A 14311-nucleotide genomic window follows, 5' to 3' on the forward strand; every position below is an offset into this window, starting at 1 on the left:
GGAGGAGTCTGACAATGGCAGCTTCAAAAACGACAAAAAAAAGAAAAAGAAAACCTGCGGCGAAGCAGCAGCCTGTCGGTAACCGCTTTCAGACAGAGATCCTGATCCTTGTGATGTTTGCGGCCTGCCTGATCCTGATGATCAGTGCATTTGGTATGGGAGGGATCGTAGGAAATGCCATCAGTGCCGTATGTTTTGGCATCATGGGACTTTGCGCATATATTTTCCCGATCCTGCTTTTTGCCGGAGTTACGTTCCTGATCGTGAACAATACCAACCGCCTTGCCTACAAAAAGGTACTGGCAGGCGTGGTATTTTTTGTGTTCCTCTGCGGCTTTCTTCAGCTGATCACAGAGGGCTATACGCCAAGTACCACGTTTTCGGATTATTATTCACTGAGTTCGGAATACCGTACCGGCGGTGGAGTATTCGGTGGTGCGGTATGTATTTCCACAGCATCCGCTTTTGGTGTTGTGGGCGGAACTGTGATCATCGTTCTGGTGCTTCTTGTATCTCTCATCATCATAACACAGAGATCCTTCTTCGGATTTATGAATAAGATCCTGGACTTTTTTACAGATGCAGCACGAGAGGGCAAAGAAGCTTATCTTGAGGGACAGCCGGACAGAGAAAAGCAGAAGGAGCTTCGCAGAAAGATCCGTGCGGAAAAAAGAGCGGAGAAGATCCGCCGGCTGGAAGAAGAGCTGGAGGAAGAAGAACTTGCCCTTACAGAGGAAGATCCGGAAAATATCTCAAAAAAACAAAAGAAAAAAGCCAGAAGATCGCAGAAGGAAAGACAGGCTGCGGTGAAGGCGAACCGGGAAGGAGAATTTAATCTTCCTTCTTTTCTTGATGAACAAAAGGCTGTACTTCCGGCAGATACAGAGCTGACAGAAGAGGATCCAGGGCTTGAGGAGAAACCGGAGGAGCATGCCCGGCCGCTGGAATTCCAGATCCACCGTTCACAGCCGCAGCCGGCCCGGGAAGAGTCGGAGGAGCCGGATTTCGAAAGAGAAATGCAGGAAGCCGAAGAGGAGGATGCCTATGACGGCTACGAGGATGTGGATATTCCCGAGATGCAGCAGATCCTGCCGGCAAAGACAGATGCAACAGCAAAAGCTTCCCGGGAAACAGGAAAGGCAGCCGTTCTCGCTGAGATAAAGGAGGATCCTCAGCCGGAAGCTGAACAGAAGGCATCCCATCAGCCCTCCAGAAACCCGAAGTCATCTCAGACAGAGATCGAGCATGGGATCAGAAATATCCAGCATGAGATCAGCCAGGGGGGAGCTCCGGAGAAGAAACCATATCAGTATCCGCCGCTGAAGCTTCTGAAGCGCGGAGATGGCAGATCTCAGGGGGATTCCGATGCACATCTGCGAAAAACAGCACAGAAGCTTCAAGAAACCCTGCATAATTTCGGCGTTAATGTAACCGTTACCAATGTGAGCTGCGGACCTACCGTTACCCGCTATGAACTGCAGCCGGAAATGGGTGTGAAGGTCAGCAAGATCGTTGGTCTTTCCGATGATATCAAGCTGAATCTTGCTACACCGGATATCCGTATCGAAGCACCGATACCGGGAAAGGCAGCCGTGGGGATCGAGGTCCCGAACAAGGAGAACAGCCCGGTCATGCTGCGGGATCTTCTTCAGTCAGAGGAGTTTAAAAATGCAAAATCCAAGCTGTCCTTTGCAGCAGGTAAGGATATTGCCGGAAAACCGGTAGTGGCGGATATTGCCAAGATGCCTCATCTTCTTATCGCCGGGGCAACCGGCTCCGGAAAATCCGTCTGCATCAATACGCTGATCATCAGCATCCTTTATAAGGCTACACCGGATGAGGTGCGTCTGATCATGATCGATCCGAAGGTGGTGGAGCTCAGTGTATATAACGGGATCCCGCACCTGTTCATTCCGGTAGTCACAGATCCGAAGAAAGCGGCCGGTGCGCTGAACTGGGCTGTTTCTGAGATGACCAGCCGTTACAATGCTTTTGCGGAATATGGGGTACGTAATCTTGGAGAATATAACAAAAAAGTTGCCAATATGCGGGTCCCGGAGGGAGAAAAGGCACCTGAGAAGATGCCGCAGATCGTGATCATCGTGGACGAGCTTGCGGATCTTATGATGGTTGCGCCGGGAGAAGTTGAGGATGCGATCTGCCGCCTGGCCCAGCTGGCACGTGCAGCAGGTATCCATCTGATCATTGCTACCCAGAGGCCATCTGTCAATGTCATCACAGGTCTGATCAAGGCCAATATGCCGTCCAGGATCGCATTTTCCGTATCTTCCGGTGTGGATTCCAGGACGATCCTGGATATGAACGGTGCCGAGAAACTTCTTGGCAAGGGCGATATGCTGTTTTATCCTCAGGGGTATCAGAAGCCGGCCAGACTGCAGGGTGCTTTTGTTTCAGATGAGGAGGTCAGTGCAGTCGTAGAATATGTTTCTGACAAAAACCAGGGTGCTGTTTATGATACCTCCATCGAGAAGCAGGTCAATACAGCCGGTGTCCCGGGAGGAGCCGGCGGCGGTGACAGAGATGTCTATTTTACAGAAGCTGGTAAATTTATCATTGAAAAGGAAAAGGCCTCCATCGGTATGCTCCAGCGTATGTTCAAGATCGGATTTAACCGTGCGGCAAGGATCATGGATCAGCTTTGTGACGCAGGAGTGGTAGGCCCGGAGGAAGGAACCAAGCCAAGGAAGGTTTTGATGTCAGCAGAAGAATTTGAGAATTATCTGGAGGAGAACGGCGGATGAAAATAAGTATCCTGACAGTAGGGAAGATCAAGGAAAAATATCTGCGGGATGCCATTGCGGAGTATTCCAAGCGCCTCGGGCGTTACTGCAAGTTGGAGATCATAGAAGTGTCCGACGAAAAAACACCGGATAATGCCAGCGAAACAGTAGAAGATGCCATTCGGAACAAGGAAGGGGAGCGTCTTCTCAAATATATCCGGGATGATGCGTTTGTGATCACTCTGGAGATCGGAGGCGAACAGCTGACCTCTGAGAACTTTGCACGGAAGATCAACGAACTGGGAATACGTGGGACCAGCCATATCCAGTTTGTGATCGGCGGCTCTATCGGCCTTGGAAAAGAAGTACTGAAGAGATCAGACTATGCTTTAAGCTTTTCGAAAATGACATTTCCTCATCAGCTGATGCGTGTGATCCTTCTGGAACAGATCTACCGCAGCTATCGTATCATCAGCGGAGAACCCTATCATAAATAATATCATACTGCATATCCGCAAATATCTTGACAATTTTCGGATATGTAGTATGATAAGAAAAGAGTAGCACTCGAAACTCAAGAGTGCTAATAATCACAGAAAGAAGGAAATGAACATGGCATTAAAACCAGTTGCAGACAGAGTTATCGTAAAATATTTTGAGACAGAAGACAAAACCGCATCCGGCATCGTGCTTCCGGACAGCTCCAGGGAGAAAACCCAGCAGGCAGAGGTTATCGCAGTAGGTGGCGGTAAGGTCGTAGACGGTAAAGAAGTACCGGTACAGGTAAAGCCAGGTGACCGTGTGATCTACGGAAAATACACAGGAACTGAGATCAAATATGAGGGTGAGAAATATCTGGTGATCAACGCAGATGATATCATTGCCATCGTAAAAGACTGATGAAGAATTTTTATCGTAATTTTCTGAAATTATGCTCCATGCTGGTGTTGCAGAATGTAGTGACCTTAAGTGTCAATCTTGCTGACAACATTATGCTTGGAGCCTTCAGCGAAACTGCATTATCCGGTGTGACCACCGTAAACCAGGTACAGTTCGTCTTTCAGCAGCTGCTTATGGCGCTGGGAGACGGACTTGTCATATTCGGAAGTCAGTACTGGGGAAAGAAAGAGACAGAGCCGGTAAGAAGGATCAGTGCCTGGGCCATGCGCACAGGCCTTTTTATTGCCCTTGTGCTGTTTATCCTGGCCAGCCTTTTTCCGACACAGCTGCTGGGGCTTTTTACAACAGACCAGACGATTATTGAAGCCGGCTGTTCCTATCTGGCGATCATCCGGTTTACTTACTTTTTCTTTGCGGTGACGCAGATCCTGCTTGCTACACTGCGTTGTGTGGAAATTGCAGGGGTTGCCTTCGGGCTTTCGGTAATGACTCTTGTGATCAACTGCAGCATAAACTGGATCCTGATCTACGGACATTTTGGTGCACCCAGGATGGGAGCCGCAGGAGCTGCTGTGGGAACACTGACTGCCCGTATTGCGGAGATCTGTGTTCTGATCATCTATATCTGCAAAAAACAGAGCTGGATCGGCATTTGTATCCGGGATTATCTGCATTCAGACCTAAGGTTCGGCCGGAAATATTATAAGGTGGTATGTCCATTGCTGGTGCTCCAGGGACTCTGGGGCGTGAATACGGCTCTTCAGACAGCAATCCTGGGACATATGACAGCAGCAGCCATTGCCGCCAACAGTGCAGCCTCCAATCTGTTTTTGATGGTGAAATCCGCTGCTGTGGGAGCCGCCTCCGCTGCATCAGTTACCATGGGAAAAACCATCGGTTCCGGGAACCTGGAACTCGCGAAGGTTTATTCCAAAAAGCTCCAGAAATTATTTGTAGTCATGGGACTCACCTGTGGTATCCTTCTTTTCTTTATCCGGATCCCGGTGCTGAGCCTGTATCAGCTTTCGCCGGAAACGAGAGAGATGGCCAATACTTTTCTTATCATTTTAAGTGTGGTAATGGTAGGGATGTCCTATCAGATGCCGACAAACGGTGGTATTATCCGGGGAAGCGGAAGCATCGCCTATTCCATGAAGGTGGATTTGATCAGTACCTGGGGGATCGTGATTCCCCTGTCCATGTTTATGGCATTTGTGGTCAATGCATCTCCGGCAGTAGTGGTATGCTGCCTGAATGCAGATCAGATCTTTAAATGCGTGCCTGCATTTTTGAAGTGCAATTACGGACATTGGATCAAAAATATGACGAATTAAGGAAATATATATAGATCAGAGGCAAGATACAGAAAATTTATCTTGACGCCTGTGTGATCTGTATGTAGAATAAATACAAGCTTTAGCGAAATGCAGTAAAAAAATCTCTGAAGAGCCAGGGACAGCTTGACAAAGGTAATATGGTATAGTATTATCTTGCCTATATCATATTAAACTGGTAGGAAAAAGAGGAATACTCACTGAAACACAGGAGGAACAGGAAATGAGAAAAAAAGTACTGGCAGCGCTTCTGGCAGCTGCAGTGGCAGGAACAACTGTCATGTCAGGAATGACTGTTTTTGCAGCAGAAACAGAAGGAACTAAGGCGGAAGGTGGAAATATTACCATTGCAGAAACAACAGATCCGCAGAACATCAATCCGCTTTATGTTGTGGATCAGACAAGCTTCGATATGATGCAGGCACTGTACAGCCCGTTTTTTGAGATCGTGAACGGAGAGATGTATTACGGAAACGGACTTTGCGAAAGTGTAACAGCCAATGATGATGCCAGCGAATTCACACTGAAGCTGAAAGACGGACTGAAATGGCATGACGGTCAGCCGATCACAGCCGATGATGTGGTATTTACCATGCAGGTGCTGGTAGATGAGAAGCAGAATGTTCCGTACTCTTCTTACGGATACGTTAATGATAAGGCAGTAGAGGCAGAGAAGGTTGATGACCTTACAGTCAAGCTTTCCCTTGGGTCATCTTCCGCAGGCTTTCTTGGCGGACTGAGCCAGGTTTACTGTATTCCGAAGCATATTTATGACGGCGTGGAGAATATCGGAGAAAGTGATCTCAACAATGAACCGGTGGGAAACGGTCCTTTTAAGTTCGAGGAATACAAATCCGGAGAGTATTATAAAGTAACAAAATTCGACGACTATTTTGATGATGTAAATCTGGATTCCATCACCTTCAAGATCGTAAAGGATTCCAGTTCCGCCAATGCGGCACTTGCAAGCGGAGATCTGGATGCACGTCTGATCAGTGCAGATGATTATGATACCGTCAGTGCTTACGATAACGTAAACATCAATACCTATAATTCCGGACGTGTCAACGCCATGTTCATGAATGAGCTGAACAAAGATCTTCAGGATGTAAAGGTACGTCAGGCAATCGCATACGCACTGAATAAAGAGGAGTTCTGCCAGTTTGCTTTCATTTCCGAGGACTATGCAGAGCCTGCGGATTCTATTTTTACACCGGATACACTCTACTATACAAAACCGGACAATACCTACGACAATGATCCGGCTAAAGCACAGGAGCTCCTTTCCGAAGCAGGAAAGACAAATCTTTCTCTGAACCTGATGTATATCTCCACAGATAAGACAATGGAGAGTGAGGCTCTGTATGTACAGTCTGCCCTTGCAAATGTAGGAATCACCATCAATCTTCTTCCTACAGATGAGTCTACCTTCAAGAATAAAACAAAGGATCCGGAGTGCACAGATTATGATCTGGTACTGAGCTTCTATACTCTGGGAGAAGAGCCGAGCCTTTACGCAGACATGAGTTCTTCCGACAGCCGTTCCAACTATTCCAGGATCAAGGATACAGATCTGGATGCATTGTGGGAAGATGGCAACAGCACTGCAGATGAGACAAAACGTGGTGAGATTTATAAAGAGATCCAGAATACGATCAATGATAACATGTATATCTATCCGATCGCTTATTCCAATGGTTTCTATGCGGTAAGTAAAGATTTCGGGGGCTTTGATGAATGTCTGTTAAAAACTATTTATTATGATTATTCCAAGATCTACACATTGGAGAAATAAATAATTTTATAGCGGATGAATACCGGAAACAGAAAGAGGCTGACGCGTTTTTTGCGCCAGCCGATTTCCTGTTTTCGGGGAAAATAAAGGAGGTACATTTTGAAGAAGATCGTAAACCGACTGATACAGTGTATTCTGACACTGTTTATTGTCTCTGTTCTCTGCTTTGCACTGACAAAAGCAGCGCCCGGAGATCCTGTTCTGACTTATGTGGAACCAAATATGAGTGAAGAATATATCCAGAACCTGAGAGAAAGCCTGGGACTTACAAAGCCTCTCTATGAGCAGTACTTTCTGTGGCTGGGAAGGATCCTTCACGGGAATTTCGGAAATTCTCTGATGAATAACCGTCCGGTCCTGACACAGATGCTGGAGAGGCTTCCCGCAACCGTGATCCTCATGGGAACCAGCATGCTGCTTGGTTTTCTCATTGCCATTGTACTGGGCCTGTATTCCGGAAAGAATAAGAATGGTGTTCTGGATAAGATTACCAGTATGTTTTGTTATGTAGGTATCTCCATTCCTACTTTCTGGTTCGGTATCATGCTGATCTATCTCCTCAGTGTGCATTTACATATCCTGCCAAGTATCGGTATGCATTCAGACGGAAACCGTTCCTTTGGAGATTTGATCCTGCATATGGTCATGCCTTGTGCAGTTCTGACCTTTGCAAATGCGTCACAGTACATCCGGTATTTAAGAAGCAGTACCATTACGGAAATGTCCTCCGATTATGTTATGGTGCAGAAGGCTTACGGAATGAAAGAGTCTGGAATCCTTTTCCGGCATGTACTGAAAAATGCCATGCTTCCTATGATCACAGTTCTCGGAATGAGCCTGCAGTCCCTGGTATCCGGTGCCATTATCACCGAGCAGGTTTTTGCATGGCCGGGAATCGGTCAGCTGGCAGTTACTGCCGTCATGCAGTATGATTATCCCCTGATCATGGGAATTACCATGTTCACCGCGCTTCTTGTGGTGCTCGGAAATCTTCTGGCAGATATTCTGTATGCTGTCTTTGATCCGAGGATCCGGAAAGCAGGATGTTAGGAGGTGAAGGAACATGAGAGAAAATATCTGGAAAAATATCAAACTTGGTTTTAAGACAAATAAACTTGCAGTGGTAGGTGCAGCAGCTATCATCCTTTTGGCACTGATCTCCATTTTTGCCTTTCTGTATCCGGTAGATCCCAATGCCATCAGCGCCACAGAGAGACTGAATGCTCCTTCCATGGCGCATCTTTTCGGTACGGATGATATGGGACGGGATTATCTGGCTCGCTGTATTTACGGAGGAAGAGCATCACTTCTGGTGGGCTTCCTTTCCATGGTGCTTTCTACAGCCCTTGGCGTGATCATCGGTTCCATCAGCGGTTTTGTGGGAGGAACGGTGGATGCGGTGCTGATGCGTCTGGTGGATGCATTGATGAGCCTTCCGACATTCCTGATCATGATCGTTATGAATGCCTTCCTGAAACCGGGACTTCAGAACATTGTCCTGATCATCGGCTTTCTGACCTGGATGAACATTGCCAGGATCGTCCGTGGCGAGACTATTTCCCTGAACGAGAGAGAGTATGTCATCTATGCAAAGATCTCCGGACAGAAGAAATTCTCCACCATTGTACACCATATCCTGCCTAACATCATGCCTACCATTATCGTGGCTGCAACCATGAACATTGCCAATGCCATCCTGATGGAATCTGCACTGAGCTTTTTCGGCCTGGGTATCCAACCGCCTACGGCTTCCTGGGGAAGTATGCTGAGCAATGCACAGCGCTATATCCAGCAGGCACCGTATCTGGCTATTTTCCCCGGAATCCTGATCCTGATCACTGTCGTCAGCTTCAATTATCTGGGAGAAGTATTAAGAAAAGTATTCGAGCCCAAGTAAGGAGGACATTTACATATGGAAAAATTACTGGAAGTAAAAGATCTGAAGGTGTCTTTCTTTACAGACCTTGGAGAGACACAGGCAGTAAAAGGTGCTGGCTTTGCCATCGGTGAGGGGGATTTTTTCGGGATCGTAGGAGAGTCCGGAAGCGGAAAAAGTGTGACCACCAAATCCATTCTCCGTCTCGGACCATCCAACTGTAAGATCATGGGCGGTGAGATCCTGTTCCGGGGAGAAGATATCCTGAAGAAAAACGAAGCAGAGCTCCGTGAGATCCGCGGTGGTGAGATCGCCATGATCTTTCAGGATTCGCTTTCCGCACTGAATCCGGTTTACACTGTTGGCAATAAGATGGTAGAGCTGATCCGACGCCATACCAACATGGACAAAAAAGAAGCAAAGGCCCGGGTGCTGGAGCTTCTCACAGCCGTAGGCATCACAGACCCGGAAAAGGCTATGAACAGCTATCCCCACGAGCTTTCCGGCGGTATGCGCCAGCGTGTGATGATCGCCATGGCCATGAGCAGTGATCCGAAGGTCCTGATCGCCGATGAGCCGACCACAGCCCTGGATGTTACGATCCAGGCGCAGATCCTTCACCTGCTTCTGGAACTTCAGAAAAAGAACAATATGAGTATCATCCTGATCACCCATGATCTGGGCGTTGTGGCGCAGACCTGTAAACGGGTAGCTGTTATGTGTGGTGGCTACGTAGTGGAAGAGGGAACTGTAGAAGAGATCTTTCTTCATCCGGGACATCCCTATACACAGGCACTGATCGCAAGCATGCCGCGGGTGGGAGGTACCTTTGAACAGTTTCTGGAGAGAGATCTTTCGGACGGAAACGGTGATCTGTGTCCTTTCCTGAATCGCTGTAAATATGCGAACAAAACGTGTGAAGCCTGTCTTCCGAAATATTATGAGGCTTCAGAGGGACACAGGATATTCTGTCACAGAAGGGAGGAGAAGAGATGAGCAAGCCCTTAATTGAAGTAAAAGATCTGAAAGTATATTTTAAACAGAAATCTCCGAAGCTTCTGTCCTTTAAGCCGGGCATACTGAAGGCTGTGGATCAGGTAAGCTTTTCTATTGAAAAGGGAAAAACCTTCGGTCTGGTAGGAGAATCCGGAAGCGGAAAATCTACCATCGGAAAGGCAATCTTACGTTATCATAAACCCACAGGCGGTGAGATTTTTTATGAAGGAACAGAGATCGGAGCCATGGGGGAAAAAGAACTGCTTCCATACCGCAAAAAAATGCAGTCCGTTTTTCAGGATCCCTATTCCTCTTTGGACCCAAGCCATACAGTGCAGGATATCATCTGTGAGCCTATGGCGATCCATAAAATGTACACGCAGAAAGAACGCAAAGAGCGTGCAAAAGAACTGATCCGCGTGGTTGGCCTCAAAGAGCAGGATCTTCTGAAGTATCCTCATGAGTTCTCCGGCGGACAGCGTCAGAGGATTTCCATTGCAAGAGCACTTTCCGTACAGCCGGAATTTGTAGTCTGCGATGAACCCATTTCTGCGCTGGATGTTTCCCTGCAGGCCCAGATCGTTCAGATGCTTCAGGATCTTCAGGAAAAATACGGGCTGACCTACCTGTTCATCAGCCATCAGCTGCAGGTGGTCCAGAAGATCTGTGATGAGATCGGGGTGCTTTATCTTGGAAATCTCATGGAGATCGCAGATGCAGATAAGCTCTATTCCAATCCGCTGCATCCTTATACAAAAATGCTGATCTCCTCGATTCCGGTTCCGGACCCGAGAGTCAAAACTCTGGATCAGATCGTTACGGATACCGGAGTACAGTCCAGATCTATCGGGGGCTGCCGCTTCCATAACCGCTGTCCGTGGTGTGAGGAACGCTGCAGACAGGAAACACCGGCACTTCGTCAGGTGGAGCCGGGACATATGGTAGCATGTCATAAATATCAGGAAAAGAAATAATCATAAAATACGGGAAGGTAAATAAAAAAGTGGACATAAATATATATAAAAACTATCTGGCGATCCTCCGTGAGGAGATGATCCCGGCTATGGGATGTACAGAACCTATTGCCCTGGCCTATGGCGCGGCAAGAGCAAGAGAGATCCTTGGAAAAGAGCCGGAGCGTATCGTGGCAAAATGTTCCGGAAATATCATCAAAAATGTGCGTTGTGTGATCATCCCCAATTCCGGGGGATTAAAGGGAATTCCTGCAGGTGTGATCCTTGGGGCGGTAGCAGGAGATGCTTCTCTGGATATGGAGGTTCTTTCCAAAGTCGATGAAAAGGGCAGGGCACGCTGCCGGGAACTTCTGGAGGCAGATATCTGTAAGGTAGAGCTTCTGGACACGCCGGTGGTCCTTCACATTATCATCGAAATGTATGCTGGTGAAGATACCGTCAGCCTGGAGATCAAATACGACCATATCAACGTGACCAGGATCAGCAAAAACGGGGAAGTCCTCCTTGATGCAGACAAAGCTGTGGAAGAAAAGGAAGAGACGGACCGCGGCCTGTTAAATCTGGAGGATATTCGGGAATTTGCGGATACCGTAGAGCTTTCCGATGTAAAGGAACTTCTGGATGCGCAGATCAGAAGCAATATGGCCATTGCTCATGAGGGTATGACCGGAAAATACGGCCTGGGTATCGGGCGCGTGATCCGTGAAAACTATTCTCATGATATGCTCACCAGAATGAGAAGTCTTACTGCAGCAGCTTCCGAGGCACGTATGGGTGGCTGTGATATGCCGGTTGTCATCAATTCCGGAAGCGGAAATCAGGGAATTGCATGCTCTGTTCCGCTGATCGTCTATGCAAGAGAGATGGAGCTGCCGGATTACAGCCTCTACAGGGCCCTGGTGTTTTCCAATCTCCTCACAGTCTATCAGAAGCAATATATAGGGAAGCTGTCTGCCTTCTGCGGGGCGGTATCGGCCTCCTGTGCAGCCGGAGCTGCCATTACCTATATGGTAGGCGGAGATATTTCCCTGATCAAAAAAACGATCGAGAATACCCTTGCCAATATTCCGGGAATCATCTGTGATGGGGCCAAGATCTCCTGTGCTGCCAAGATCGCAGCCTGTCTTGACGCAGCCTTCCTGGCGCATCATCTTGCCATGAACGGGCAGTCTTATGCACCTTATACAGGAATTCTCCAGGAAGAAACCGCAGAGACCATCAGCTGTGTGGGACAGATCGGAAAAGACGGCATGAAGGAAACAGACAGAGAGATCCTCAAGATCATGCTGGAGCATTGATCCGCATCGGAGATGGCACAGATTAAACAGAAAAGGTTGGATTTATGGACAACGAATTAAGAATTGCAATACTGATCGATGCAGATAATGTATCAGACAAATACATCAAGATCATCGTGGATGAAGTGGCAAACATCGGCATAGCCACCTACAAACGGATCTATGGAGACTGGACCAGTGCACGGCTTTCCTCCTGGAAAAAGGTTCTTCTGGAGGATTCCATCATTCCTATTCAGCAGTACAGCTATACCACCGGAAAAAACGCCACCGATTCGGCGATGATCATTGATGCCATGGATATTCTGTATTCCGGAAATGTGGATGGATATTGTATTGTTTCTTCGGACAGTGATTTTACCCGCCTGGCAGCAAGGCTCCGGGAATCCGGAATGCTGGTCCTGGGTATGGGTGAGGAGAAGACGCCGAAGCCGTTTATTTCCGCATGCAACCAGTTTAAATATCTGGATCTTCTCTACCGCAACCAGCAGGAGGAAGAGAAGAAGGAAGATCTGGCTACTGCAGCAGAAGCTAAAAAATCCGGAAACAGCAGCAAACAGAGCAGCTCCGGCTCCAGGAAGAACAAAGATCTTAAGCGGGTACGCAAAGCCATTAATGCCATCATCGAGAAATTTTCCGACGAAGAGGGATGGCTTTCCTCCGGACAGCTGGGCGACCAGCTTGGGAAACGACTTCCGGATTTTGATGTGCGTAATTACGGATATTCCAAGTTGACCCCCTTTATCAAATCTCTGGGAAATTATGAAACAGGCAGGATCCCCACGGGAAGCGGAGGGAGAAAGCAGATCTATTTCCGCATGAAGGAGGATAAACAATGAAGAATTATCTGGCACCTATGGAGGGCGTAACCAACTGGGTCTACCGGAATGCATATCATGACTATTTTTATCCCATGGATAAATATTTTACTCCCTTCATCACTGCCAAGCCCAATAAACGTCTCAGCAGCAAGGAGATCAAAGAGGTATCACCGGAAACCAACGGAGATCTTCCGGTGATTCCCCAGATCCTGACCAACAATGCGGAGGATTTTGTGAAAACAGCGCATATCTTCCGGGATGAATACGGACACAGGGAAGTAAATCTCAATCTGGGATGCCCCTCGGGAACTGTCACAGCCAAGGGAAAGGGTGCCGGTTTCCTGGGCGAGCCGGATAAGCTGGAACGTTTTCTGGATGAGATCTTCGAAAAGACCGGGATGGAGATCTCCATAAAAACGAGAGTGGGAACGGATTATGAGGAAGACTGGGAACGGCTTCTTGAGATCTACGGCAGATATCCGCTGAAGGAGCTGATCATCCATCCACGCCTTCTGAAGGATCATTATAAGGGGATTCCCAGATATGGACTGTATGAGGAGGCAAGGGAAAAGCTGAAGGTTCCTTTGGGATATAACGGGGATATTTTTTCAGTGGAGGCTTATCAGGAAATCCGGGAGAAATTTCCGGATGCAGACAGCGTCATGTACGGAAGAGGCCTGATCGCAAGGCCCTATCTTCTGGATGCCATTATGCAAAAAGAAGACGGAGAGGATCACCGGGAAGAATACCGGAAAAAGCTGCGGCAGTTTCATGACCGTCTTTACCGGGATTATCAGGAACATCTTTCAGGAGAACGAAATGTACTTTTCCGCATGAAGGAATTGTGGAGTTATATGGCACCGGGCTTTACCAATTATGCCAGATATCTGAAAAAGATCAAAAAATCCCAGCATTTTGGTGACTATGAGGCAGCAGTTATGAGCCTTTTTGGAGAACAGGAGATCTTAAAGGTATGAACAGTATAAAAGAAAAATTTGATGAATTTATTTCCCAGTATCCCATTTTTGAGTATCGTGTGCTGGATACAGGGGATATTAAAGTACAGTCACGTGTGCGTACGATCTGTAAACAGGAATGTGAACGTTATGGGAGCACATGGGCCTGTCCTCCGGCAGTGGGAGAGCTGTCAGAATGCGAAAAGAAGATCAGGAGCTATCCGAGAGCAGTTTTCTTTTCCAGCGTTGCGGAGGTATCGGATATCATGAACATGAAGGAGATGCTTTCCACAAGAATGGAACACGAAGCGCTTACAGAGAAGGTACGTGATTTTCTGGAGGGAGAGGGCTACGAGACCTTTACACTTTCCACGGAATCCTGTGACTTCTGTGAACACTGTGCCTATCTGGACGGAAAACCATGCCGTTTTCCGGAGCATATGCATCCATGTCTGGAAAGCTATGGCGTGGTTGTCAGTGAGATCGTAGAAAAGGAAGCTATGGAATACAATCTGGGTGGAAATACCATCCTATGGTTTTCCATGGTGCTGATCCGCAGATAAAAGACAAAAAGCAGATGCAGCGAAAGATACATAAGAAGAAATCCTCCGGCATAGATTAAT

Annotated in this window: 13 protein-coding genes; all 13 read left to right on the forward strand. The window is 47.6% G+C overall.

Translation table 11 applies throughout. The features are described from left to right. The first annotated feature begins 14 nt into the window (after positions 1-14). The 13 genes from DWX61_RS03765 (at position 15) to DWX61_RS03825 (ending at position 14251) form a co-directional block, all read left to right on the forward strand. Positions 15-2762: an FtsK/SpoIIIE family DNA translocase gene (locus tag DWX61_RS03765; RefSeq protein ID WP_118623893.1), complete on the forward strand. Its 2748-nt coding sequence runs from the start codon at positions 15-17 to the stop codon at positions 2760-2762. After that, a complete protein-coding gene (gene rlmH, locus DWX61_RS03770) occupies positions 2759-3238 on the forward strand; it encodes a 23S rRNA (pseudouridine(1915)-N(3))-methyltransferase RlmH (protein WP_021650552.1) in 480 nt (159 codons plus the stop codon). Before DWX61_RS03765 ends, rlmH begins: the two co-directional genes overlap by 4 nt. A gap of 115 nt (positions 3239-3353) precedes the next feature. Next, a complete protein-coding gene (gene groES / locus DWX61_RS03775; RefSeq protein WP_118513433.1) occupies positions 3354-3641 on the forward strand; it encodes a co-chaperone GroES in 288 nt (95 codons plus the stop codon). Continuing rightward, positions 3641-4975: an MATE family efflux transporter gene (locus tag DWX61_RS03780; protein ID WP_118623895.1), complete on the forward strand. Its 1335-nt coding sequence runs from the start codon at positions 3641-3643 to the stop codon at positions 4973-4975. The genes groES and DWX61_RS03780 overlap by 1 nt, the downstream gene beginning before the upstream one ends. A gap of 223 nt (positions 4976-5198) precedes the next feature. Beyond that, positions 5199-6770: an ABC transporter substrate-binding protein gene (locus DWX61_RS03785; RefSeq protein WP_118623897.1), complete on the forward strand. Its 1572-nt coding sequence runs from the start codon at positions 5199-5201 to the stop codon at positions 6768-6770. A gap of 99 nt (positions 6771-6869) precedes the next feature. Beyond that, positions 6870-7820 (forward strand): ABC transporter permease, encoded by a 951-nt coding sequence (locus tag DWX61_RS03790; RefSeq protein WP_270390727.1) that lies wholly within the window; start codon positions 6870-6872, stop codon positions 7818-7820. A 13-nt stretch (positions 7821-7833) separates the two neighbouring features. Next, a complete protein-coding gene (locus DWX61_RS03795; protein WP_021650546.1) occupies positions 7834-8667 on the forward strand; it encodes an ABC transporter permease in 834 nt (277 codons plus the stop codon). 15 nt (positions 8668-8682) lie between these two features. Further along, the gene (locus DWX61_RS03800) at positions 8683-9642 is read left to right on the forward strand and encodes an ABC transporter ATP-binding protein (RefSeq protein ID WP_118623901.1); all 960 of its coding nucleotides are present in this window, start codon (positions 8683-8685) and stop codon (positions 9640-9642) included. Continuing rightward, positions 9639-10616: an ABC transporter ATP-binding protein gene (locus tag DWX61_RS03805; protein WP_021650544.1), complete on the forward strand. Its 978-nt coding sequence runs from the start codon at positions 9639-9641 to the stop codon at positions 10614-10616. The genes DWX61_RS03800 and DWX61_RS03805 overlap by 4 nt, the downstream gene beginning before the upstream one ends. Positions 10617-10645: 29 nt before the next feature. Then, positions 10646-11914, forward strand: coding sequence for an L-cysteine desulfidase family protein (locus tag DWX61_RS03810; protein ID WP_330674867.1), 1269 nt, complete (start codon positions 10646-10648; stop codon positions 11912-11914). Between the two features lie 44 nt (positions 11915-11958). After that, the gene (locus tag DWX61_RS03815) at positions 11959-12750 is read left to right on the forward strand and encodes an NYN domain-containing protein (protein WP_022426781.1); all 792 of its coding nucleotides are present in this window, start codon (positions 11959-11961) and stop codon (positions 12748-12750) included. Further along, positions 12747-13709 (forward strand): tRNA dihydrouridine synthase, encoded by a 963-nt coding sequence (locus DWX61_RS03820; protein WP_110102278.1) that lies wholly within the window; start codon positions 12747-12749, stop codon positions 13707-13709. The genes DWX61_RS03815 and DWX61_RS03820 overlap by 4 nt, the downstream gene beginning before the upstream one ends. Then, positions 13706-14251: a DUF2284 domain-containing protein gene (locus DWX61_RS03825; RefSeq protein ID WP_110102280.1), complete on the forward strand. Its 546-nt coding sequence runs from the start codon at positions 13706-13708 to the stop codon at positions 14249-14251. Before DWX61_RS03820 ends, DWX61_RS03825 begins: the two co-directional genes overlap by 4 nt. Positions 14252-14311 lie beyond the last annotated feature (60 nt).

Origin of the sequence: Ruminococcus sp. AF20-12LB (genome assembly GCF_003478985.1) — a bacterium.
GTDB lineage: Bacteria > Bacillota > Clostridia > Lachnospirales > Lachnospiraceae > Blautia_A.